This is a genomic window from Lysinibacillus sp. NPDC097287, from assembly GCF_044761695.1.
GTDB lineage: Bacteria > Bacillota > Bacilli > Bacillales_A > Planococcaceae > Lysinibacillus.
On the sequence record NZ_JBIWCX010000003.1, the window covers coordinates 266,813 to 292,571 of the forward strand.

General features: G+C 35.7%; 21 protein-coding genes. 4 read left to right on the forward strand and 17 right to left on the reverse strand.

Features of this window, described 5'->3' with window-relative positions; translation table 11 throughout:
• The first annotated feature begins 260 nt into the window (after positions 1-260).
• Together ACIQ2D_RS06690 and ACIQ2D_RS06695 are read left to right on the forward strand one after the other, a co-directional pair.
• Entirely contained in the window at positions 261-938 is a 678-nt protein-coding gene (locus ACIQ2D_RS06690) for a hypothetical protein (RefSeq protein WP_402861300.1), read from the forward strand.
• The gene (locus ACIQ2D_RS06695) at positions 938-2,185 is read left to right on the forward strand and encodes an efflux RND transporter periplasmic adaptor subunit (RefSeq protein ID WP_402861303.1); all 1,248 of its coding nucleotides are present in this window, start codon (positions 938-940) and stop codon (positions 2,183-2,185) included. Before ACIQ2D_RS06690 ends, ACIQ2D_RS06695 begins: the two co-directional genes overlap by 1 nt.
• Before the next feature lie 57 nt (positions 2,186-2,242).
• Here ACIQ2D_RS06695 and ACIQ2D_RS06700 read toward each other — a convergent pair whose 3' ends face one another.
• Both ACIQ2D_RS06700 and ACIQ2D_RS06705 read right to left on the reverse strand, forming a co-directional pair.
• Complete coding sequence (locus tag ACIQ2D_RS06700) at positions 2,243-3,739, reverse strand: S-layer homology domain-containing protein (protein WP_402861306.1); 1,497 nt, start codon at positions 3,737-3,739, stop codon at positions 2,243-2,245.
• 642 nt (positions 3,740-4,381) lie between these two features.
• The gene (locus ACIQ2D_RS06705; protein ID WP_402861309.1) at positions 4,382-7,120 is read right to left on the reverse strand and encodes an S-layer homology domain-containing protein; all 2,739 of its coding nucleotides are present in this window, start codon (positions 7,118-7,120) and stop codon (positions 4,382-4,384) included.
• A 393-nt stretch (positions 7,121-7,513) separates the two neighbouring features.
• Between ACIQ2D_RS06705 and ACIQ2D_RS06710 the strand changes: the two genes are divergently transcribed.
• Positions 7,514-8,938 (forward strand): MBOAT family O-acyltransferase, encoded by a 1,425-nt coding sequence (locus tag ACIQ2D_RS06710; RefSeq protein WP_402861312.1) that lies wholly within the window; start codon positions 7,514-7,516, stop codon positions 8,936-8,938.
• Positions 8,939-8,948: 10 nt separating this feature from the next.
• Positions 8,949-10,130, forward strand: a complete 1,182-nt coding sequence (locus ACIQ2D_RS06715) for an alginate O-acetyltransferase AlgX-related protein (protein WP_402861315.1) — start codon at positions 8,949-8,951, stop codon at positions 10,128-10,130.
• Positions 10,131-10,266: 136 nt separating this feature from the next.
• Here ACIQ2D_RS06715 and ACIQ2D_RS06720 read toward each other — a convergent pair whose 3' ends face one another.
• From ACIQ2D_RS06720 to ACIQ2D_RS06790, 15 genes are all read right to left on the reverse strand, one after another.
• Positions 10,267-11,295: an acyltransferase family protein gene (locus ACIQ2D_RS06720; protein ID WP_402861318.1), complete on the reverse strand. Its 1,029-nt coding sequence runs from the start codon at positions 11,293-11,295 to the stop codon at positions 10,267-10,269.
• A gap of 163 nt (positions 11,296-11,458) precedes the next feature.
• On the reverse strand, positions 11,459-13,159 hold the full coding sequence (locus ACIQ2D_RS06725) for a phospho-sugar mutase (RefSeq protein ID WP_402861321.1): 1,701 nt from the start codon (positions 13,157-13,159) through the stop codon (positions 11,459-11,461).
• Entirely contained in the window at positions 13,159-14,418 is a 1,260-nt protein-coding gene (locus ACIQ2D_RS06730) for a glucose-6-phosphate isomerase (RefSeq protein ID WP_402861684.1), read from the reverse strand. Before ACIQ2D_RS06730 ends, ACIQ2D_RS06725 begins: the two co-directional genes overlap by 1 nt.
• Positions 14,419-14,541: 123 nt before the next feature.
• Positions 14,542-15,510: a UDP-glucose 4-epimerase GalE gene (gene galE, locus ACIQ2D_RS06735; protein ID WP_402861324.1), complete on the reverse strand. Its 969-nt coding sequence runs from the start codon at positions 15,508-15,510 to the stop codon at positions 14,542-14,544.
• Positions 15,507-16,391, reverse strand: coding sequence for a UTP--glucose-1-phosphate uridylyltransferase GalU (galU, locus tag ACIQ2D_RS06740; protein ID WP_402861327.1), 885 nt, complete (start codon positions 16,389-16,391; stop codon positions 15,507-15,509). The genes galE and galU overlap by 4 nt, the downstream gene beginning before the upstream one ends.
• A 336-nt stretch (positions 16,392-16,727) precedes the next feature.
• Complete coding sequence (locus ACIQ2D_RS06745; RefSeq protein WP_402861330.1) at positions 16,728-18,119, reverse strand: undecaprenyl-phosphate glucose phosphotransferase; 1,392 nt, start codon at positions 18,117-18,119, stop codon at positions 16,728-16,730.
• A 26-nt stretch (positions 18,120-18,145) separates the two neighbouring features.
• On the reverse strand, positions 18,146-19,012 hold the full coding sequence (locus tag ACIQ2D_RS06750; RefSeq protein ID WP_402861333.1) for a glycosyltransferase family 2 protein: 867 nt from the start codon (positions 19,010-19,012) through the stop codon (positions 18,146-18,148).
• A gap of 11 nt (positions 19,013-19,023) precedes the next feature.
• Complete coding sequence (locus ACIQ2D_RS06755; protein WP_402861336.1) at positions 19,024-19,983, reverse strand: glycosyltransferase family 2 protein; 960 nt, start codon at positions 19,981-19,983, stop codon at positions 19,024-19,026.
• A gap of 62 nt (positions 19,984-20,045) precedes the next feature.
• Complete coding sequence (rfbD, locus tag ACIQ2D_RS06760) at positions 20,046-20,897, reverse strand: dTDP-4-dehydrorhamnose reductase (protein ID WP_402861339.1); 852 nt, start codon at positions 20,895-20,897, stop codon at positions 20,046-20,048.
• Positions 20,897-21,907: a dTDP-glucose 4,6-dehydratase gene (gene rfbB, locus ACIQ2D_RS06765; RefSeq protein ID WP_402861342.1), complete on the reverse strand. Its 1,011-nt coding sequence runs from the start codon at positions 21,905-21,907 to the stop codon at positions 20,897-20,899. Before rfbB ends, rfbD begins: the two co-directional genes overlap by 1 nt.
• A gap of 7 nt (positions 21,908-21,914) precedes the next feature.
• Positions 21,915-22,478: a dTDP-4-dehydrorhamnose 3,5-epimerase gene (gene rfbC, locus ACIQ2D_RS06770; protein WP_402861345.1), complete on the reverse strand. Its 564-nt coding sequence runs from the start codon at positions 22,476-22,478 to the stop codon at positions 21,915-21,917.
• A gap of 13 nt (positions 22,479-22,491) precedes the next feature.
• The gene (rfbA, locus tag ACIQ2D_RS06775; protein ID WP_402861348.1) at positions 22,492-23,364 is read right to left on the reverse strand and encodes a glucose-1-phosphate thymidylyltransferase RfbA; all 873 of its coding nucleotides are present in this window, start codon (positions 23,362-23,364) and stop codon (positions 22,492-22,494) included.
• 11 nt (positions 23,365-23,375) lie between these two features.
• Positions 23,376-23,744: a GtrA family protein gene (locus ACIQ2D_RS06780; RefSeq protein WP_402861350.1), complete on the reverse strand. Its 369-nt coding sequence runs from the start codon at positions 23,742-23,744 to the stop codon at positions 23,376-23,378.
• Positions 23,737-24,666: a glycosyltransferase family 2 protein gene (locus ACIQ2D_RS06785; RefSeq protein WP_402861352.1), complete on the reverse strand. Its 930-nt coding sequence runs from the start codon at positions 24,664-24,666 to the stop codon at positions 23,737-23,739. Before ACIQ2D_RS06785 ends, ACIQ2D_RS06780 begins: the two co-directional genes overlap by 8 nt.
• Positions 24,659-25,759 carry a DegT/DnrJ/EryC1/StrS family aminotransferase gene (locus ACIQ2D_RS06790; RefSeq protein ID WP_402861355.1) on the reverse strand — a complete coding sequence of 367 codons (1,101 nt, stop codon included), beginning with the start codon at positions 25,757-25,759 and terminating at the stop codon, positions 24,659-24,661. Before ACIQ2D_RS06790 ends, ACIQ2D_RS06785 begins: the two co-directional genes overlap by 8 nt.

Genomic DNA, 25,759 nt, shown 5'->3' on the forward strand with positions numbered 1-25,759 from the left:
CAATATGTTTTCAAGCTATTTTCACAATCCGCTCTCTACTCTATCGTAAACTTAGAATAATTTGTGGTTTATGATGTTAATATACTGTAAATAAAGGAAGTTATTTTCATAATACTATATAATTGTTTTGTATGACGTTTTATTTGGATTTATCGATAGGATAAACGGTAAAATTCAGCTATTTTCATATATAATAATCATCAAACAAGGTGTATACTACATCTTTGACATTTACTATTTTTATAGAAAGGAAGCTGTGTATGTTCTATCATTACAAATTTTGGCATAGTTTAACACATCCAACCTACTTCACACAAATCGTAGAGAATGGTGAAATAACAGGATACAAAAAACGTTCATTCACGGTTTTCATCTTATTTATCCTCTTATTTGCTGCACGTGAATTTTGGGGAATGGGCACAGAAAGTTTAACTACGTTGTTCGCAATGGATTCTCATGATGAATATTATATGGCTCGCCTACTCTCAATGGTTGGTGCAATATTGTGGGCCATTTTATATTTTTGCTTCCACTATTACGGTGTTACTTATTTTTTGCACCTCTTAACGGAAATTCCGTATAAATGGATTCAAAAAGTCCAGCTTTATGTCGTGACGTTCTTGCTGCTGGAAAAAGCTATTTTATTTGCAGTTTTCTACGGAGTTGGCTATTCAACGACCTTCTCATTCTTTTCACTAGCACCACTGGCACAGCGGTTTATTGATACTGATTTCGTTTTATTCGCTATCAATCAATTAACAGTCGCTACTGTACTAACAATCGTCGTGCAATTTACATTCCTCTCAAAATGGGAAGAAGAAACAAGTAAAAAATCATTAATGGCAAAAATCATTTTCTTACAAATCTTCATGGCTATTTTCGTAGGCATGGTTAGCGTTTTACCTCTTCAAGAATGGCTTATTAGGGGGTTAGGTTGATGCACTTTCTAAAAGCGAGACCTTGGACGAGCATTAGCATTGTCGTTGCGGCTATTTTAATTGGCTTAAATGCTTATTTTGTTTTTAAAGATGATAGCAAGGTTGCACGCTCATATTTTATCGATGAATTTCAAAAAGCTTATACTGGTGACAATGTAGAACGTATCAATAAGGAAACAATTGTGGCACCAGCGGAAACATACACAATCTCTGCTGATGCAAAAAGCTTATCGGCCATTTCTGTTAAACGTGGTCAAGAAGTGGCGGCAACCGATTTACTTGCTACCTATAAAACAGAAGAAGTAGATGATGAATTAACAAAACTCGAGGCGGAGCAAGCGGCTTATGAAACGGAGTTGAGTGATTTAGAATCAGCTCTCTCTCAAATTGAAACTGACTCTACTGATCCGACAAGCTCCATTAACACAGACCAAATAAGCGAAAAGTTGGCAGTTACTGTCGAAATGGAACTGGCTGGTCAAAATTCGACATCGACAGCAATTGCTATTTTAAATCGACATATTGCCGAGACAAATCGACATATTGCATTAATAGAAGCGCAAATAGCACAATTACAAGCTCGTCAAGGCGTTATCAGTCCTGTTGATGGGGTTATCTCGAACATTACAGAAGAGGCTGGTTCAGTTACTTTTGAAATTTATTCTTCTGAAAAAGCAATGCTAGCGTATTTATCTGAAGATGAATGGCAAAAAGTTATAGCTGGACAAACTGTGGATTTTGAATTGCAGCATTTCGAGGATGCCTTAACTGGTGTTGTCATCGAAAAACAAATGATTGCAACAACTAAGGATTCAACTTGGGCAAATGAATTAGGAAAATCTGTGAAGCTACCACAACCTTCTAACTATGAAGTAATGTTACAACAAGACGATGTTCTAGAAGGAATCCCATTTTCAACAGTCGGCAAAGCTTCCATTATAGTAAATGAAGCTATCGATTCATTTAAAGTAGATAAAAATTGGGTGAAATCTTCAAAAGATGATGGACACAGTCTTTATATTGTTGGTCAAGACGGTAAAATCCGTCTTGAAGATATTCAGATCGAATTCGAAACAGCAAAATCTACTATTTTCACTGGCTATTTAGATGAAGGAACACCGATACTATCTAATGAAAAGCGTAATATCATGGCACGTACATTCCGTACGATGCCCGTTGAAAAAATAGAATGGCAACACTTTAAAGAGTTAAGCTGGAAAGAGTATATAAAATATATTACTTTTTAATAGAAGAAAACTCCTCGCACATGAGGAGTTTTTCTATTTATTTCAAGACCATTATCATTAATATGGCGGCTCTTCCATTTCTTCTTGTGTAGACAGCTCATAGTACATCGATGTCACGCCACTAACTGCGTAAATTGAGCCGTGCACATATAACTTCTGCCCATTCTCGCCCATTAGACGAACTGAAAAGACCGCATTGCCCGTACCAACTCGCTTCACCGTCACGCCATCTTTCGAAAACGCGACATCTAAAAGTTCCTCATCAATTAAAGCCCCTGTATACTGCTCAACCTTATAGCTTTGTACTTCAAAACCAATTTCTTTGGTTGGTACAAATAATTCTTTTATCTCTTTTGCTTCTGATAAATAGATATCATATCCATCTACGGCAGCGTGAATACCTACACGTACTGACTTTCCTGCATCGTCTGAAAATGTTGCAACGTACTCGCCGGCTTCCAACAACGTCAGTTCATAGGCTGTACCACTCGGAATACTTTCTTTTTCCCATCCATCAAAACGGTAAGGCTTATACGAATATACTTTTGGACTTACCGTATGGCCATCCTTTGTTTCTAGCTTTAGATTCTTGGCGTTTATGCCATGATCCTCCTCAAAGAATAACACAGTTCCTGGTGACAATTCGTCCGTTTCTTCACAAACCATTTGCAGTTTGCCATCAACCATTGTTACCGTTACGCGGTACTTATTCAATCCAATGTACTCATAATTCTCATCACCATCTAATTTATAGGAAGCTACTACAAAAGAACCCGTTCCTTCATGTAATGCCTCAATATCAACTTTATCATTTTGCAAACGTACGCGGAAAAACTCTTCCTCAGTCCCCGCTATCCAGTTGTTCGCCGCAATAACCTCAATGACATCTCCACCTAAATCCTTCGCTTTAAATGATTGCCTTACTCTATTTTTCTCCAAATTCTCAATGCGTTGAATGAACAACGCTAACTGTGAACGTTTCACTGTCTCCTTCAAGCCAAAAGTATCTGCTGTCACGCCTTTTGTAATATTATTTTCATAGAGTGGTCCAATTGAATAATATGCATTTGAATTTCTCACAATATCTTTAAATGGCAAATTTCCATCGTAATCATAGTCAGTTAAATTAAATGCAGCTGTCAGCATACTTGCCATCTGTTCTCGGGTAATTGCTCGATTCGCACCAAATGAACCATCTGCTAATCCAGACACAATGTTGGCATTTTGCAACGCAGCAATCGCACCGTAGTACTCATCATTAGGCAATAGATCAGTAAACTTTGGATCTACTACTTTTTCTGTATCTAACTTCAGTAGCCCTGCTAATATTTTTGCTGCTTGTCCACGTGTCACGTCCGCAAATGGCTTAAATGTCCCGTCTGAATAACCACTAATAATGCCCCGCTCTACTAAACTTTGTACAGCCGCCCCGTATTCTTTTGTATAATCAACGTCTGTAAATCCTTTCGCTGCTTGTACAGTTGGTGCGGCTACAATTGCACTCGTCATGAGAGCCGTTATTAGTGCTCCCTGATATAGTTTATAATTCTTCACCTGTCCATCCCCTTAATGTTCTTATAATCTACTATATAATAATACGTTAAAATCGCCTTTTAGTCTCAGTATTTTCCATATCAATACTACTGTCTAGGTTGACAATATAATATTATTTTAGATACCTTGATGCAGAAACTTATTCACAAATTCATAGTTAGTAACTAATACTCCTATTTTATTGTTAAATTCTTCTCTAACTATATTTATTTCTGTTCTCTCCTTAATATTCATCACTTTCATGTAGTAACTCTATTTAGTTTTACATTTAAAACTAAATAGAGTTACTATATTCACAAAAAAAGAGCACATGCCCTATGCCGCATGCACTTTCCAAATTCAATATTTGATTAAAATTTACTAAAATATTGTTTCTCATAGAAAAAATATTTTTCAAAAGGTACTTTTACAAAATAGGTAGTAAAGTATAAATCTATTCATTAACAAACAGAGGAAAAAATGAGCCTTACTAGCATTTATTTCTAATCACTTTATTTTGATTTAAAATCACTAATTACCCCAAATGTATCCAATATTAAAAAGAATACATTTCAATCGTTTGTTTGAAAAATAGAATATTCAGAAATTACAACATAAAAGAAAGGCTTAGGTTTCCCTAAGCCCTTCCTTTACTAGTTATTATTAAGGTTTTACAACGTTAACTTTAACTTCTTTTTTGTGCTCGTTTTTCGCTTTTGAGTTATCTGTAACTACTTTTGAAGCTGGGTTAAGTGTTTCAATTGTAATATCTTTTGTTAAGTCTAATGTTACAGCATTAGATCCACTACCTTTAGCCACTTTAAGAACTAATTTGTTCTCGAAGCCAGATGCTACTGTTGCTGTTAATTCACCTGTTGCTAATACTAAAGTATCTGTACCTTGTACAATTTTGAATGAATCGAATACATCAACATCGATACCTGATAAATTCATTGCTTCGCTGTATGTTAATTCAATTGTTTTGTTGTCAAGAATTTTAGCACTTTGTAAAACTGGTGCAGTGTTATCTTCTACAGCTACAGTACCTGTGTAAGATTTAAGTGTTTTAGTACCTACAGTGTTCTTAATGTTAGCTACTGTGAATACAGATGCTTTATCATCTTTAGCAATTGATTCTTCTGGTAATGTAATAGTAGCAATTGTTTGGTCTGTATTAAGAGTGATTGTAGTGCCAGCTGGAAGTGGCTTGCCGCCTAATGTATAGTTTGCAAGATCTGTTGCTGAACCTTCAACTGCGCCACCTTTTACTGCCTCTGGGAATGTTACAGTAATAACATCGCCTGAAGTAGTTGGTACGTTAGTTATTTCAAACTCAGAATCTTGTTTACCTTGACCGAAATCGATTGTGTAGTTGAACGCATCCGATTTGTTACCTGCTTCAGAGAAATCTTTTACAAGATCTTTGCCAAATGAAACTGCAAATTTACCTGTGATAGTTTTAGGTGTTGATAAAGTATAAACTAATTTCTTACCGTCAGCTGAAATAGTTCCTGTTAATCCTGCAAATGTTGTATTATCAATTACACCATTTTCGTTAACTACTGAACCAAAGTCAGGAGTAGTAGTAACAGTAGTTACTTTTTCACTGAAGTTAAATTCGATTGCTTCAACTTTTCCATCAGCATTTTTAACTACGTTATAACCTGTCGCTACTGGTTTAGCTACATCTTTTGTTAATGTAACATTTTGTACTGAATCAGTAGTTTTGTTACCTAAATTATCTTCCATATCTTTAGGTAATACAACACTTAATGTACGGCTATCTTTGTTAGTGTACAAAGTTTCTGTTACAGAAATTGTGAATTGAGTGTCGTTTGTATCCGCCACTGGAGTAATGACACCAGCAGTAACATCTTTAAGCGTTTCATCTTTAACTGTAATACCTTTAACAGTAGCAACGTTCATTGGTTTGTTGAATGTTACTAAAATTTCTTTGTCACTTCCACCAGCTGAAACTGTTGCTACTGGAGTAGTAGCATCTACTGCTACTGTAAAGTCTGCAGACATTGTTACTACTTTGTTACCAGCAACATCTTCTGCATTGATAACTTCTACAGTATGTGATTTACCAGCTTCAAGACTTAAACCAGTTAATTCAATTGTATCTGAAGTAGTGCCTGTGAATGAAGTTACTGTAGCATATGCACCATTAACTTTCACTAACGCTCCAGCTTTTACTGGCTCAGATAATTTAACTTTTGCTGTTTTAGCAAAGTTACCATTTGTTTTAGCTTCTACGCTTACAATTGTTGGAGCTACTTTATCTTCATAAGTCATTTTACCAACATATTTTTCTGTCTTAACTTCTTTATCAGCTTTTGTTTTGATAGCTTCAACTACTACAGTTGCGTCTTCAACTTTAATAGCACTTGCTGCTGTTAATGTTAATGTTTTACCATCTTCTGATAATTTCGCATCTGATAAAGTAACACCTTCAATTTTCACTTTATCAGCAACATCTGTTTTATCTACAGGTTGTGTAAATTTAACTTCAACTGTTACACCATTAACCGCAGTTACTGATACTACTTTATTTCCAGCTACTTCATAAGTAACAACTGCTGAATATGTTTTTCCATCGATAGCAAATTCTACTGTTGTTTCTTCATTTACTGGAAGTGCTTTTTCTAATGTTACTGTATGAACAGAATCATCTGATAACGTTACTGCTAAAGTTGTTGCATCCTTAACTGTTACTGTTTTAACAGTTAGTTCTGCTGGAGTAACGTTTGTAATTGCGCGGTGTAAGAATGACGCGAATTGACCACGAGTTAATGAATTTTTCGGATTAAATGCAGTAACTTTTGTAATCTCTTTGTATTCTAATGCGATAATCGCTTCACGGTTTTCGTCAGACATTGCTTTATCTAAGTCTGTGATTTTAGATTCAAAGTTTTCTGCTTTATAATCAGCAATTAAATCTTCACCGTAAACAGTTTTAATAGCACGTACTAATACAACTGCCATTTGTTCACGAGACATGTTGTTTGCTTGCATTAATTTGTTGTTAGAACCTTTGAATACGCCAGCATCTTTAACAAGTGCTGCATATTGTACTAATTCTTGGTCTGCAGAATCTGTTGCTAGGTCATCGAAACGAGCTACAGTTTTGTAGTCCTCTGGAATTTCGTATCCTTCAGATACTAACCATTTACCTAATAATTTTGTTACGTTACCACGAGTTACGATAGCATTTGGTTTAAACGTACCGTCTGTATAGCCGCTGATGATTCCAGCTTCAGCTAAAGCTAAAATTGCATCCTTGTGATCATTGTTTTCGATATCTGAAAAGCTTGCTGCGCTTGCTACTGGTACGATCGCTGATGCTACTAATGCCGCTGATGCTGCGCTTACAACCCATTTATTTTTAGTCTTGTTCATTGTAAAACCTCCAAAACAAATTTAGCCAACTAATATGTGACTACTAAAATTAGTATAAGGGTAATAGAGAGACGGTATCAAAGGTAAGATATGGAGGGAATATTATGGTAATCAAAATTTAGGGTTGTTTCCATGTAATTTGTAGGTGTTTTTATAGAAACAATAGGTTAAAAGAATTATTTTCTATAAATGTATTGTGTATCAATGCCAAAAACCCATAAATTACAAGAATAATTTTGCACTTTAAATAGTGAATTTTTGTGGTATATCTTGGATAAAACTAGTGAACAATTGCTAATTTTACGTTACAATAAGATAGATTGATTCTCATTTTTTTTTGACCATATTTACTATATTTTTTCACTTTTTTTATAAGGATGGGGATTTTAAGAAATGGTTTTTAGTAGTCTTATATTTTTATATGTATTTTTACCATTAGTACTAATTTTGTACTTCATATCCCCTAGGATGTTACGAAATACAATTCTACTGTTGGCTAGTTTATTCTTCTACGCATGGGGCGAGCCGAAGTATGTGTTTTTAATGATGCTATCCATCCTACTGAACTATGTATTGGGCATTGTTATTGAAAATACCAAGTCTCGTTCTAAGAGAAAAACGCTGCTGTGGCTCGTTATTGCCAGTAACCTAGCGATTTTAGGTTATTACAAATATGCAGGTTTTTTTGTAGATTTAGTGAACAATTATTTGAATGAGCCAATTGAATGGCAGGCTGTGCCGCTACCTATAGGCATTTCGTTTTATACATTCCAAGCACTGAGTTATGTCATTGATGTGTACCGAATGGATGTGAAGGCCCAGCGGAATTTCCTAAATTTATCACTATTTATTACATTATTTCCACAGCTTGTCGCAGGACCAATTGTACGCTATCAAACTGTTGCTGAGCAGATTAAAAAGCGACTTTCTACTGCTGAGGATTGGATGATTGGTGCCCGCCGTTTTGTACAAGGCTTGGCAAAAAAAGTGCTCATAGCAAATCCTATGGGCGAGGTGGCAGATCACGTCTTTAGCCTATCAGGCGGGGATTTGACAACAGGTACAGCATGGCTTGGAATTTTAGCGTATTCGCTTCAAATTTACTTTGATTTCTCTGGTTATAGTGATATGGCAATTGGGCTTGCGCGCATTTTCGGTTTTAAATTTGAAGAAAACTTCAATTATCCGTATATCGCACAATCCGTGACTGATTTTTGGCGTCGCTGGCATATTTCACTGAGCAGCTGGTTTAGAGATTACGTATACTTCCCACTCGGCGGAAGTCGTGTAAGTCATCAATGGAAGTTGTATCGAAATTTACTCATCGTGTGGACATTAACTGGTTTTTGGCACGGGGCAAGTTGGACCTTTATGGCATGGGGCTTTTACTACGGTATCTTGATTTGTTTAGAAAAGTGGATACTTCTGAAATGGCTTGACCGCATTCCACGCTTCTTCCGTCATGTTTATATGCTGATTATTGTGTTAATCGGGTGGGTATTCTTTAGAGCGAATGACTTTACATATGCTTTTATGTTCATTAAAACAATGTTTGGCCTAACAGATGTTGGTCTCTATAATTACGAAACGATTTTACTGGCAAAAGATTATGTGATTTACTTTATCGTCGCCCTTATTTTTGCGTTACCCATCTATAAAGTCTATCAAAGTTGGAGCGAGGAACAGGCTACAAAGTACACATCTTTTGACTGGGGGCTACGCTTTGTACAAGCAATTTACTACGGCGCTCTTTTACTATTCATCACAATGTTTTTAGTGAACGCAACACATAATCCATTCATTTACTTTAGATTCTAGGTGGTACATCATGCGAAAATTTCAATATTACCTTTTTCCTATAACGTTTTTTTGCATTATTTTCGGTGGCTTTTTGATCCATGTACTAACTGTGGATCGCTCACAGTCTGAAATGGAAAATCGACCACTCGAGTCTGCAAACCTTTCTCCTAGCTTGAAAGAGTTTTTTTCTGGCGAATGGTCGAAGCAGGTCGAGTCTTATGTTTCAGATCAGTTCCCTGCACGTGACTGGTGGATGCGTGACTACGTCTTCTTCCAGCGTGCTATGGGCAAAACCTATTTAAACGATAAATACGCTGTCGATGAAGCGAGTGGGTGGATAATTTCTAAGCCTGCACCTGCGAAAACTGAGCAAGAGCTAGTTTCATTTGCCAACGATTTGCAAAAGCTTAGTGAAGAATTAGCTACAAATAATATCCCGTTTACGTTTTATTCTTTACCTGCAAAAGCGACTTACTCACGTGAGCCAAGTCCGAAATTTATGCCCGCTGATGCCGGTATTGAAAACAATACCAATATACATACACTCTTAACAACTGCTGGCGTAGATAATATTAAGTTACAAGAAAACATGACTGACAACTTTTCAGCAGAAAGAAATTTCTTTAAAACCGATCATCACTGGACGATGCGCGGTGCTTATTCTGGTTACGAGGCACTAATCGCAACACTAAGCGACAGGCTTGGTGAAGCAGTGCAGCCAATTCCTTATAATGAAGCGAATACAAAGTGCTTGCCAAATGACCTTGCTGGCTCATGGAATAAAATTCTCTACATGACCGTCGAAAATAGCGACCAAATTTGCTACAACGAGCCCGCTTCCTTTGCTACACAGTTTACAATATTCGACGGAACAATCGAGGGGGGCGTGACAGCTCCTTATGAGGCGATATACGGTCGCGCGAAGCATATGGATCCCAAGACACTTGTAAATTATGCGGATGCCTATAGTCGCGACTTCGCAGAGTTAACGATTGTGAATAAAGATTATGACAGTGACAAACATCTCGTTGTCATTAAAGATTCATACTTTAACGCTATCCAGTTCCATGTAGCGAGTCATTTTAAAACACTTACTATTTTAGATTTGCGTTACTTAGAGAAAGATGTAATTTCTTATTTACAAAGCATGCAACCCGATCATGTTGTGCTTGCATACAACGATCGTAACTTACGTCTGATGCCGGAATAACATTGGTTGTGTGAGATCTATCGGCGGTTGTTGATGCTTTATCAGTGATAGTTGAAGTTCTATCGGCTATTTTTACTTTTCTATCAGCGATGCTACAATTTCATTCTACTGTATATAAACAAGGCAGCGATTTCCGTTAATCAGAAATCGCTGCTTTTGTTTTACTATTCGTATTTTTTATTTTTCCAACGATCCACTGACTAAATGGTAATAACGAAATAAGCTTCGTCAGTATGATACAAACGAAGAGTGTCCATAGTACTAACAAAGGTACTCGGACTAGCGTCTTGTCAAAATGCTCTACAAACCAGTCTGTCGAAAATCGTAGCACTTCCCAATGCATCAAATAAATCATAAACGCATACTTGCTAATTATGCGTATTGGCGCAACATATGGTATAGACTGCCCCCACGCTATGACAAACAATACGATACTTGCCACGAGTGGCACTAAATCAAGACGTCGCGAATGTACCTCCGTATATCCAAGTTGCATGCGAATATATAGATATACACCTGATAACAAAACAAGGAAGATTGTCGCCACACGGTATCTTTTCGCAAGCACCGCTATTTGTGAATAGTACATGCCTATTAAATAAGCTAACGCAAAATATCCAAGCCAGCCAGTAAAGAATAAACGCATGATAAGCATATTGTCTTCAAAAAATGGGTACGGCAGTAATATGACCGCATGATGAACAAGCGACATAATTACACACATTGGTAAAAACCAAACTGGCGACCACTTAAAGCGCTTCATCAACGCAAAAACTGCATATAACTGCATAATTACTACGACAAACCAGCCTGTAAACCCACCAAAAATCAAATTTTCTATGTATTTTTCCACTAACAATCCATTTCGATAAATCGATTCTACTATTAGTGCATCCACAAACGCCCACACTAAAAAAGGCACAAAGACAAACTGTAACCGACTTGGCCAAAAACCAGGCGGTACCTGTTCGCGATAACGATTAGCCAATATTAATATCGACAGCACAATAAAAGATGGAGTCGCAAAACAGAGGGCAATCCGTAAAAACATATACATCTCATGCTCTGGCGACTTCCCGACCGTTGAAATGATCCATGACGTGGCGTGTAGTAGCAAGATTGATAGACACGCCATCACTCGTAGCATATCCCACTCTTTAATCACAAGCATTCTCCTAAAAATTATTTCTCTATATCTATAAGGATTTCATATTTTGCTATGAAATGCAAAGAGTAAATTCTATTAATGCACTAACAATAAGCATCAAATAAGAAAACCCACTTTCAAAATCAACTGAAAGTGGGCATTTTTTAGGTACATTATAAACTTAACTATTGAAAGCAACTTGCATACGCTCTAGCTTCTCACTAGCCGCTTCTGCTGTTTCTCCAATAACACCGAAATAGAACTTACATTTTGGCTCTGTACCAGATGGACGGATCGCAATCCATGATCCATCAGTCAGCACAAACTTCAGTACATTTTCTTTTGGCAAGACAATCTCTTCAGTGGTACCGTCCGCTAAAATTGCGATACCTGTTAAATAATCTTCATAACGTTCAACCGCTATACCTGCAATCGATTCAGGCGCATCCTGACGTAGGTTATCTAAAATAGCCTTCATTTCTTCTTGGCCATTCTTCCCTTCAAATACCTGCGACACAAGAGCTTCTCGATAAAAACCATATTGACGGTACAATGCTTGTAAGCCATCTAATAATGTCTGTCCATCTTTTGCATAATGTGCAGCCATCTCAGCTACCTTTAACGCAACCTGCACAGCATCCTTATCACGCACAAACGTTTCGATTAAATAGCCATAGCTTTCCTCATAGCCAAATAGATAAGTATATGCACCACTTTTTTCATACTCTGCAATCTTTTCAGCGATGTATTTAAAGCCGGTTAACGTATCCACTGTTGTCACACCAAACTGCTCGGCAATCGCTGTTCCTAACTCAGACGTCACAATTGTTTTCAATAGCACACCGTTCTCCGGAAGCGTACCATTCGCTTGCTTTGTCGATAATAAATAATGCAATAATAATGCACCAAGCTGATTACCTGTTAGTAGCTCATACCCTGCACCGCTTTTCACCGCAACTCCAAGTCGGTCGGCATCAGGATCTGTTGCTAGTAGAAGGTCTGCGCCTACTTCCTGCCCAAGCGCCATCGCGTATGCAAAGGCAGCTGGCTCTTCAGGATTTGGATAAGAGACAGTCGGAAATTCCCCGTCCTGCACAGCTTGCTGCTCCACAATATGTACATGCTTAAAACCAAAAGCTTTTAACCCTTCACGAACAGGCACTAGCCCCGCTCCATGTAAAGGTGTATACACAAGCTTCATATCTAGCTCAATATTGTCATTCTCTTTTAATGTTAAGAGTTTTGTTAAATACGCACGATCAAAATCCGACGACAACCAAGTAAGAAGACCTCGTTGCTCTAACTGCACAAGTTCCTCAACCTCAATTGCAAAAATATCCTCAATTGCATTCATATGTTGGACAATTTCATTTGCATATTCTGGCGTTAGCTGTGCGCCGTCTGTTCCGTATACCTTAAAGCCGTTGTATTGCTTCGGATTATGGCTAGCCGTAATGACAACGCCCGCGTACGCATTTAGCTCACGCACAGTAAATGACAACTGTGGCGTCGGTCTTGCGTCCTTGTATACATACGCACGGATATTATGTGTGCCTAGAACGCGTGCTGTTTCGCAAGCAAATTCATAAGAAAAGTGACGAGTATCATAAGCAATCACAACGCCGCGTTGTTTCGCCGCTTCACCATTTGAAGAAATATAGCGAGCTAGTCCTTCTGCCACTCGACGAATCGTAAAGATATTCATACGGTTTGTACCAGCACCTAACACGCCACGCATGCCACCCGTACCAAATGATACATATTGGTAAAAACGATCTTCGATAGCATCGGTATTCCCTACTATCTCTTCTAGTTCCTCAGACAAATAACCCGGTAGCTCTACTTTCTGCCACTGATGATAAAGCTCTTTCACAACAACCATTACTTTGCCACCTTCTCTTCTTTCAACAACTCTAGCATTTTACGTTTATATGCCTCGACACCAGGTTGGTCAAACGGATTGACCTCCAGCAAGCACGCACTCATCGCACAAGCCTTCATAAAGAAATAAATCAAATACCCGAGATGATAAGCATCAAGCTTAGGCAACTCTAACTGAATAACAGGTACCTCACCCTCGGCATGTGCGAGCGCCGTCCCTTGCTTTGAAATCGCATTGATTTCATTAAAAGTACGATCCACTAAATAATTCAACCCATCTTCATTACGCGAATCAAATGGCACCGCTAAATCCCCTTCAATATCGTGGAAATGCAGCAATGTCTCAAACATCACACGACTACCTTCTTGGATAAACTGCCCAATCGCATGTAAATCTGTAGAAAAATTCACTGTCGAAGGGTACAAACCTTTATACTCTTTTCCTTCACTTTCACCAAATAGCTGCTTCCACCACTCATGGAACTTGTTTAAGCCAGGCTCAAAAGAAGCTAACAATTCAATTGTATAACCCTTTTCATAGAGCATATGACGCATCACGGCATATTTGTAAGCATCATTGTAGGCCAAATCCGACTCCGCAAGCTCCGTTGCTGCATGCCTAGCACCATTCATTAACGCACGAATATCAACACCAGCTACCGCTACAGGCAATAAACCAACAGGCGTCAACACCGAATAACGACCACCGATATCACTCGGAATCACAAATTGACGATAACCAGCATCATCGGCAATACCTTTTAAAATCCCTTTTTCGGCATCTGTCGTCACAACAATACGTTCCGTCACCTTTTCGCCATAACGCTCTTCCATATACAAACGCATCACGCGAAACGCAAGTGCAGGCTCCATCGTTCCACCCGACTTCGAAATCACATTAACGTATACCTGCTTTGTATCTAAATACGCCAGAAGCTCCTTGATATATGCCCCACTCATATTAAGACCAACGTAAACAACCTCAATACCGCTCTTAGCCAGTCCAAAATAAGGCATCAATGCCTCTTGAATCGCACGTGCGCCTAAAAATGAGCCACCAACTCCTACAACAACGAGCACATCTGCACAAGCACGTATTTCACTTGCCACACGTTCAATCGAAGTTAGTAGTACTTCATGATCCTGTAATGGCGAACCCATCCAGCCTGTCAACTCATATTTCGGTAAAGTTTCATGAATTGCCTGCACACGTTCCTTATATTTTAAAATATCGCTATCATCTAGCGAACAATTCAGCAATGTTGTTTTCACTATTTCTGTAATCACTATAGAATCCTCACTTTTTAAGGAAAAATTTGATAAGTACATTATGGCATACAATGAAAAGAAAACCAACTCGAATTGTATCGAGTTGGTTAGTTGTTAACATTGTTTTAAATGCCAAGCCCAAGCACTTTTCACAATACCTTCAATATCGATTTTTGCCTTCCATCCTAAATCCTCATAAATCTTCTGAGCGTTTGCTACTAGCTTGGCAGGATCACCTGCACGTCGTTCTACATAATTCACTGTAGCCAGCTTTCCTGTAACATCCTCACAAGTTTTAATAATCTCTTTTACAGAATATCCGTTGCCATTCCCTAAATTATAAGTTGCTGTTTCAATAGTGCCATTTAACAATCCTTGAAGTGAAAGTAAATGAGCTTTAGCTAAATCTGATATATGAATATAATCACGAATACAAGTACCATCTGGTGTGTCATAGTCAGTTCCAAATACTGAAATAGATTCTCTTTGACCCAATAAGTGCTGAAGGATAATCGGAATAAGATGTGTCTCTGGATTATGACTTTCACCTATCTCTGCTGTTTCATAAGCACCTGCCGCATTAAAATAACGCAATACAACATAGTTCATTTGATAACTTTCGGCAAAATCTGCAAGCATCTGTTCAATCATTAATTTAGAACGCCCGTAAGGGTTAATCGGATTTGTAGGCGTTTTTTCATCAATCAAAGCAACAGTTGGAATGCCATATGTTGCAGCAGTTGAAGAAAAAATAAACTTATCAATGTTATTATTCTTCATCACTTTTAACAAATTTAATGTTGCAGCTACGTTATTTTCATAATATTTCATAGGATCAAGTACTGATTCACCAACTAAACTAAAAGCCGCAAAATGCAACACCGCATCAATGCTATATGTATCAAAGACATTTTGGATCGTAGCAGTATCTCCTAAATCACCTTGTACAAAAGTCGCTCTTGAATCCACCGCCCAGCGATGGCCCGTACTCAGATTATCTAGTACCACAACATTATGTATTTTGACTAGTTCTTTAACAAAATGGCTACCAATATAACCAGCTCCACCCACAACTAAAATCATACAGTTTCACCACTTAACTGTTTAGCTTTTCTCAATATTAGTTCCTTGACGCCTTCACTTAAATCCTCTCGGTCGAGTGCAAAATCAATAGTCGTTTCAATAAAACCAAGTTGCTCACCCACATCATAGCGGCGTCCCTCAAACTCATAGGCAAATACACGTTGAATTCCATTTAAGGATTCAATTGCATCTGTAAGTTGGATTTCGCCACCCTTTCCTTTTTTCTTTTCATCTAAGAAACGGAAAATTTCAGGTGTTAACACATAGCGACCAATAATGGCATAATTTGATGGTGCATCTTTAAGCGCAGGCTTTTCTACAAATTGAGTTACTTGCATCAATCGCTCATCTGTATTAACAGGGTCAATTACACCATAACGATGTACATCCTTATCAGATACTTCCTGGACCCCTATCACACTAGATGATGTTTTTTCATATTGTCCCATTAACTGTTTTAAACACGGTTCATCACTTCGAACTACATCATCGCCTAACAACACAGCAAACGGCTCATCTCCAATAAATTTTCGCGCGCACCAAATTGCATGCCCAAGCCCCAGCGGCTCCTTCTGACGAATATAATGTATTTCCACATCAGCCGATTCCTGCACCTTTTCAAGCATATCAAGCTTTCCTGTTTCAATTAAGTTTGTTTCTAGTTCAAAAGCATTATCGAAATGGTCTTCAATAGCACGTTTCCCCTTACCTGTAACAATAATAATATCTTCAATTCCAGAAGCAATAGCTTCTTCTACTATATATTGAATCGTCGGCTTGTCTACTATTGGTAGCATTTCCTTTGGCATTGCTTTTGTAGCAGGAAGGAAACGTGTGCCTAGACCAGCTGCTGGAATAATAGCTTTTCGGATTTTTTTCATAAAGCATCACTTCCTAATAAAAATAGAAAAAAATTCATTTTTTGAATCATTCATCATTATTAAATCATTTATTGTGGTACTTACTCCATTAAGAAAACGGCAATTGAGAAAATCAGTTAATACAACTAAATATAATCTTACCTGTTTGACACACACTAAATACATGGCTAGATTTCTTTATAACTGATTTTCTCAGGAGTAATTTCTCCTTAGGAATTATGCAAAACTAAATATACCTTGGATACAGAATCCTTCAAATAAATATATTTTTGAAGTGCTCCAATCCTTATTTATCCCTATATAATTCATCCTATATAATTCATATAGATACTTCAGTTAATAAGCATTTTTATTTATAAACCCATTGATAATCGTCTTCAAAATAATTCTAATATCAAACAACAATGTCCAGTTTTCAATGTACTGTATATCATGCTCTATTCGATCTTCAATTGAAGTATCTCCACGCAACCCACATACTTGAGCCCATCCAGTGATCCCTGGTCTCACATGATGTTTTATCATATATTTTGGTATTTCCTCTTTAAATTGATCGACGAAATACGGTCGCTCAGGTCTTGGTCCTACAATACTCATATCACCTTTGAGTACATTAAAAAATTGGGGGAACTCATCAAGACTTGTTTTTCGCAGAAAAGTGCCAAACTTAGTTCTTCTTGGGTCATTTTCTACAGTCCATTGCGTATTAGAAGCCCCGACAGCCATATGCTTCATAGACCTAAATTTATACATATAAAACGTTCTACGATTCAGCCCTACACGCTCTTGTTTAAATAAAATAGGACCTGGAGAAGTTAGCTTCACACCAATTGCGATTAACAATAGGATAGGTGATATAACAATAATCGCACAAAATGCAAAGACAATATCAAAAATACGTTTAAGTACTCTATTTACATATTCATCTAAAGGTATATCTCTCACATTGATAACTGGTAAATCCCCAAATCGTTCAAAATGCGGGGTAGCTGGGAGTATGTCATAAAAGTCTGGAACGATAGATACTCGAACACCAGCTTTCTCGCAAGCTAAAATAATTTGATGGTATTTAGAAAAAACATTTAAAGGTAATGCAATAACTACTTCATCAATTATTTTATTTTCAAGTATTGTTGGTAGCTCCTCTATTTTACCTAATATTTTCTGTTTACTATTAATTTGTTTAAAATCATCCAAAAAACCGATTACACTAAGCCCATATTCAGGATGGTTCTCCAAGTTTTCAATATACCTTTTTCCAATAGAACCCGCTCCTAAAATTAAAACAAACTGTTGATTATAGCCTTTTTTTCTCATTGCTCTTAAAAAATACTTAACTAAAAAACGATATGTAACGATAATTAAAAATCCTGTAAGTATATATATTGCTAAGAACATCCTTGATATATCAATCGTTTTAACGATAAATAAAACACTTAATAAAACAAACATACTATAGATTTGCACTTGAACTATTTTTGAAATTTCGTTTGCAAACCTCATTTTCCTTTTCGGAACATATAAGCCAATCAAAAATCCAGTAGCTAGGAACGCTACAGAATAAACAATGTTCCAAATAAAATAATCTGTTAGTGGTAAATATGATCCTTGTTGCTCTTTATTAATGACAAATCGAAAATACCATGCAACAAAAAATGAGATTTGAATAAAAACAAAATCTGTTGTCATGTATAATTGTGTAATAAAGCGCTCTTTCCCTCTTATCACTTCAATCACCTATTTATTTTTCAAATTTAACGAACTCTTTTTAAAAAGTTATTTATTGTAGCAAATGTTAGTTTTAAAACTATTCCCATATAGACTACACTATTAACGAAAAAATTATATTTTGTTGCAAAATGCTTTATGTGGAATAAATACATTGCTCTATGAAACTCATACACAATTTTATATGGTTTTCTTCTGCTACTTGCGCCTTTATAATGGGTAATTGATACAGTAGGGTTATAAACAATTCGCCAACCAGACTCTTTGATTCTATAACACCAGTCTATATCTTCTCCATACATAAAAAATTCTTCATCTAAAAGACCTACTTGCTCAATTGCTTCCCTTCTAACCATCATAAATGCGCCGACTAAACAATCAATGTCATGTACTTCGTTCATATTCATGTAACTTTTATGATAGCTATTATATTTAGGGCTATTAGGAAATTTTTTTGCTAAGCCTATCAGATAATAAAAGGATGCTTCTGGAGTAGGAAAACCTCTATGACAAGCCTTATCCAAGGTGCCATCAGGTAAATTCACTTCACAACCAACAGCTCCAACATTCGTTTCTCCATCCATAAAACGTATCATTTCATCTAATGTATCTTCATTTACAATAGTATCAGAATTTAACAATAATATATATCGACCATTACATTCTTTTATCGCTTGATTATTCGCCTTGGAAAATCCGACATTTTCCTTATTAGATATAACATACACAGGAGGGAATGTCTTTTTTATTTGTTCTACAGAGCCATCTGAAGAAGCATTATCTACTACAAAAATCTCATATTGAAAATTCAATTTTGAGTTTATAACAGATTGGATACAATCAATTGTTAGCTTTTTTGTATTATAATTAACGATTACTATACTTAAATCCATTTTTTATTCTTTTACCATATCCCTTTAAAATATTGATAAATTTTTTTTGAAGGAACCTTTCTATTTGATCTTATATACTTTCTTTTAATTTTTAAAGCATTGTATTCTTTAAAAAAAAGTTTATATGCGCTAAAAAGCTTTGGTTCTTTGAGAAGCATATAGATTAAACAAGCTGTTTCATATATAAAGATAAAAGGAAAATGCATTAAAAAGTATAATAAACTATCATTTTTGAACACATAATAATGCCTATTAATATATGAATGTTTTCTAGTTTTAAGAGTAATATTTTCCCTCGATTTATTATCCTTCCAGCCCCGTTCATGTTTCGCTATTGCTTTAGGAATGAGACATATTTCCCAACCTGCTAATCTAGCTCTCCAACTAACATCTACATCTTCTTTATAGGCAAAAAAACTTTCGTCAAAAAAATGTCCATCTTCTGAAATCATTTCTATCATTTCTCTTTTATAAACAGCAGCTGCCCCAGAAACCCCAAAAACACTTATATATGAATCATACTGCCCATCATCCACTTCGCCACTACCTCGATCAATGGCACGGCGATTTTTCTTAATATTAATTCCCGTACTATCAATAATACGTTTATCTAAGTCTCTATATAATTTACCAGTAGTTGCACCAACATTTTCATTTTGCTGCATATATTCCATAATATACTCAATATAATGTTTATCTAATATCACATCTGGATTTAATACTAAAACATAATCTGTGTCAGCATAACGTAAGGCTTGATTATGTCCACCTACAAATCCATTATTCACGCTATTTTGAACAAAGTAGACATTCGAATAATGGGAAAGAACATCTTTAATATTATCACTTGAATTATTATCGACTACTATTATTTTTTCAACTGGATATGATTGAGAAATTACTGAATCTAAACATGCTTTAATATAATTCGCACTGTGATATGTAACTATTTGAACAGCTATACTAGCCAAATTACCCCTCTATTCCATTTATAATACATTTTAATTATAACTTTATAAACAAAAATAACAATCTATAGAAGATTGTTATTTTTGTTTAAATAATCATATAAAGCGTCTTTCCAATGCCTTCTAGGAGTAAAACCATTAACATGTAATGATAAATCCCCTAATACAGAATACGTAGGACGTTTTGCTGGTCTTGGGAATTGCTCTGAAGTTAAAGGATTGACCACGATATCCTTTTCTGTCACCTTAAATATCTCATTAGCAAACTCGTACCAAGAGCATGTTCCGCTATTCGTACAATGGTAGATACCATACTTCTCCGTCTGCACTAATTCAATTAAAAACTCTGCTAAATCAACTGTATAAGTAGGAGAACCAATTTGGTCATGAACAACACCAATTTCTGGTTTTTCTTCAGCTAACTTCAACATCGTTTTAACAAAATTCGGACCAAATTCACCATAAACCCACGCCGTTCTTACAATAAAATATTTAGTACTCAAGGTTTTTGTTAAAAACTCACCTTCATATTTGGATTGTCCATATATACCTAATGGATCTACATTCATATATTCCGTATAAGGCGAATTTGCTTGACCATTAAAAACATAATCTGTACTAATATAACAGATTTTTGCTCCGATTTTTTCGGCTGCCACAGCTAAATTACGCTGCCCTATTCCATTTACTCGAAAAGCAAGTTCTTGGTTTGTTTCCGCTCCATCTACATTTGTATAGGCAGCAGCATTAATAATGATATTTGGTTGAATATCATTACATACAGCAACAACTTTCTCTATATCAGTGATATCTAACTCCGTTTTAGTAAATGCAAACAATTCATGCTCGCTACTGGATAATTGCCTAACTAGCTCCTGACCTAGTTGTCCATTAGCCCCTGTTACCATAATCTTCATTACAATTTACCACCATATTGTTGTTGATAATAGTTTTGATAATCTCCTGAAATGATATTTTCCCACCAAGATTGATTTTCTAAATACCATTGCACAGTTTCTTTTAAGCCTGTTTCAAATGTATACTTTGGCTCCCAGCCTAACTCTTGCTGGAGCTTAGTTGGATCAATCGCATAACGACGGTCATGACCTAAACGATCTTCTACATATTGGATTAATGATTCTGGTTTATTAAGCTGCTTTAAGATTTCTTTGACAACTTCTAAGTTCGTTTTTTCATTATGTCCACCTACATTATAAACCTCACCATTAATGCCTTTATGTAAAACTAAATCAATCGCACTACAATGATCTGTTACATGTAGCCAATCTCGCACATTCTTACCGTCGCCATAGACTGGTAGTTGCTTATCATTTAATGCATTAATAATCATTAAAGGAATTAACTTCTCTGGGAAATGGAATGGTCCATAGTTGTTTGAGCAACGTGTGATATTCACAGGTAAACCGAATGTTTCATGATATGCAAGTACTAAAAGATCTGCCCCAGCCTTACTTGCACTGTATGGGCTATTTGGAGATAATGATGTTTGTTCAGTAAAATAACCTTCTGCTCCTAGAGAACCATACACTTCATCAGTCGATACTTGTAAATATTTTTTCACATTGTATTTCTTAGCTGCATCTAATAACACTTGTGTTCCTTGAATATTCGTTTGCACAAAGATTCCAGGGTTTGTAATACTACGATCTACATGCGATTCTGCTGCAAAGTTGATCACAGCATCTACGCCATCGCCAATTAGTTGATCCATCATTTGAGCATCTGTTATGTCAGCCTTTACAAACTGATAATTGAGTTTTCCTTCAGATTGCTTTAGATTCTCTAAATTTCCTGCATATGTTAAATCATCAACATTTACAATTGAGTACTCAGGATACTTATCCACCATGTAATTTACAAAATTACTGCCAATAAACCCTGCTCCACCTGTTACTAGAATTTTCATCAATCTATCATTCCTTACCTTTATAAATGAATTGAGTTTCTAAATCTTTTAAATTTGGATGCCTTGTATCTTTATCAGATAATATAGGATTCGTTATAGGCCAGTTTATTTTTAAATCTGAATCATTCCAGGCAATACCACGGTCATGGTCTGGAGAATAGTAATTATCAACTTTATATAGAAATTCAGTATTTTCTACCAATGTACAATAACCATGTGCAAAGCCTTGTGGTACTAACAATTGCCTTTTATTATCCTCACTTAAAATAAACCCTTCCCACTGTCCATATGTAGGGGAACCTTCACGAATATCAACAATTACATCATATACCGCACCTTTTGTAACTCGCACTATCTTTGTTTGAGCAAATGGCTCGAGTTGGTAATGTAAACCCCTTAGTACGCCACTTTCCTTTGATAAAGCATGATTATCTTGTACAAAATTAAAAGAAAACCCTTGTTCTTCCAATAATTTAGCGTTATAGGTTTCCATAAAAAAACCACGATGATCCCCAAAAACTTTTGGTTCCAAAATATAGGCATCTTTTAGTTTTGTTTTAATAAAATTCACTTTATAGGACCCCTTATATCTTTTTATTTGCGAGTGAAACTAAATACTGACCATAACCATTTTTCTTTAAAGGCTCTGCAAGCTCCAATAGCTGTTCCTTAGAAATATAACCTTTACGAAAAGCAATTTCCTCTAAACATGCTACTTTTAAGCTTTGACGTCTTTCAATTGTTTCAATAAATGTTGAAGCTTCTAATAGTGATTCATGTGTTCCAGTATCAAGCCATGCAAAACCACGACCTAATAATTCTACATGAAGATTTCCAGCTTCTAAATATGCTTTATTTATATCAGTAATTTCAAGCTCTCCACGTGGAGATGGTTTGATTGATTTTGCGATTTCTACAACACTATTATCATAGAAATATAGACCTGTTACAGCATAAGTAGATTTTGGCTCCTGTGGTTTCTCTTCAATAGAGATAACCTTGCCATTGTCATCAAACTCTACTACACCGAAACGTTCAGGATCTTTTACATTATAACCAAAAACAGTCGCTCCATTTCTTCTAGTAGCAGCTCTTTCTAACATTGATGTAAATTTGTGTCCATAGAAAATATTATCTCCTAAAATTAATGCTACAGAATCATCTCCTATAAATTCTTCACCTATCATAAAAGCTTGCGCTAAACCATCTGGAGAAGGCTGTACTGCATATTCCAATCGAATTCCTAAATCCTGACCATTACCTAGTAATTGCTCAAAACGTGGTGTATCCTCTGGTGTTGAGATAATAAGGATTTCCTTAATTCCTGCTAGCATTAATACTGATAGTGGGTAATAAATCATTGGTTTATCGTATATCGGTAATAACTGTTTGGATACTGATCGAGTAAGCGGATATAGACGTGTACCACTACCTCCAGCTAAAATTATTCCTTTCATGAAATTCACTCCTAAGCTGATTTTTTTTCTAAAATATATTTCGATAAGATATATGTTACCGGTAATGAAATTATTATAACTAAAATGGGTGCGATCATTTCGTTGACAATACTATTTTTCACTAACAAATTCAGAACAATAACATTAATGATATATTGAACAACATATACAATAGGGTATTTGATTGCTTTACTAAATGTTAACTTAACTTTAAATACATATTTGCTATTCAGTAAAAAAGAAATAGCAATTCCACTTATGTATGAAATAGAGTAAGAAATATTATAGCTAAAAAATAAAAGTAGCATTAAATAAATACCATAGGTTGCTATAGTGTTAAATCCACCTACAAATAGAAAACGAATAATCTCTTTATTCATATACTTCGTCCACAATATAACCTGGTTTTTTACGCGTTTCATCAAGAATACGCCATAGATATTCTCCTATTATTCCTAGCATCATCATTATAATTCCTTGTAATAATGTCACTAAAGCTATAATTGTCGTCCACCCTTGTACAACTACATAGCCAGCTAAATAAGCTCCTATCGTAAAAAAAGCATATATAAAACTTAATGCCGCTACTATAAACCCTAGCATCGTCATGAAACGAATTGGGGCATATGAAAAACTCACAAACGAATCTACAAACAACTTTATTTTTTTCGAGAGTGTCCAACGTGATTTACCATGTTCTCTTTCTTTTCGGACATATGGAATAAATTCTTGGTCATAACCTAGTGAGAAAATTAAACTCATAATATTCGTATTCTTTTCACTAATCAAAACTAACTCTTGAACAACTTGTCTGTCAATTAAGACAAAATCGAAACCGCCTTTCGGATATCCTTTAATGGCAAACTTTTCCATTAAATAATAATACGTATTAGAGAATAGTTTTTGAGAAAAACTTTCTTCTCGGTCAGTTCTTGTTGCCATCACTACTTTTTTACCTTGCTCCCAGCTTGCCACCATTTTCTCAAATAACTCTGGTGGGTCTTGAAGATCAGCTGAAATAATTCCAACACAGTCTCCCGAAACGTAATTTAGTCCTGCCTGAATCGCTTGCATTGACCCATAGTTTTTACTTAATTTTATTACTCTAATTCGAGAATCTTTTTTCTTTTCTTCAAGTAACAATTGTAAAGAATTATCCTTAGAACCATCATCAACAAAAACAAATTCTAGTTCATAATTCGGGAACAAATCTGTTAATGATTGAAGTTTTGGTATTGTATGCGGTATGTTCAACTCATTAAAATAAATAGGTACTAAAATTGAAAAAACTTTCTTACTCATAGTTATTTATAACCTCTACAACTTTTTTTACTTCATCCATAGTCATTACAGGGCTAATTGGTAAACTTAAAATTTCATTATGAATTTTTTCAGATATCTCAAAACTTAAATGGTTCCATTCTTCATAAGCCTTTTGTCTATGTGGAGGAATTGGATAGTGAATAATCGTTTGGATAGCGTTGTCAAGTAAATATGTTTGTAGATTTTCACGATTTTCTGTACGTACTACAAAAACATGCCATACGTGCTGACTATCAACTTCAACTTCAACTTCAACTTTTGGAAGTATAATTTTGCCATTCTTAATATTTTCTAAATAGTACTTTGCTATTGTACGTCTATGATTATTTTCATCATCAAGAGAATCTAACTTTACAGATAGGACAGCAGCTTGAATTTCATCTAATCTACTATTAACTCCCTTATAAAGATTTTCATATTTTTTATGAGAACCATAATTTCTATAGGCCACTAATTTAGTGTATAGTGCTTCATCATTTGTTGTTATAGCTCCACCATCACCAAGTGCCCCTAAATTTTTTCCTGGGTAAAAACTAAATCCTGCTGCATCTCCAAGATTACCCACTTTTTTGCCTTCATAAATAGCACCATGAGCTTGAGCACAATCTTCTATAACTTTTAAATTATATTTTTTTGCAATTTCATTAATTGGACCCATGTCACAACTTTGTCCATATAAATGAACAACCATTATAGCCTTTGTTTTATCAGTAATGTGCTTTTCAATATTTTCAGGATCAATATTATATGTACTTAAAGCTGGCTCTACTAAAACTGGTGTAGCGCCATTTGAAGAAACAGCTAAAATTGAAGCAATATACGTATTTGAAGGTACTAAAACTTCATCACCTTCGCCAATATCATATGCTTTTACTATTAGAGAAAGTGCATCTAATCCATTCGCTACCCCAATACAATACTTTGTCCCACAATAAGCTGCAAATTTCTTTTCAAACTCATTTACAGATTCACCAAGAATATACCAGCCAGATTTTAGAACCTTATCTAATGCGGCACTAATTGAATCATAATGCTTTTCATTTAGTTTTTTTAAATCTAAAAATTGAATCAT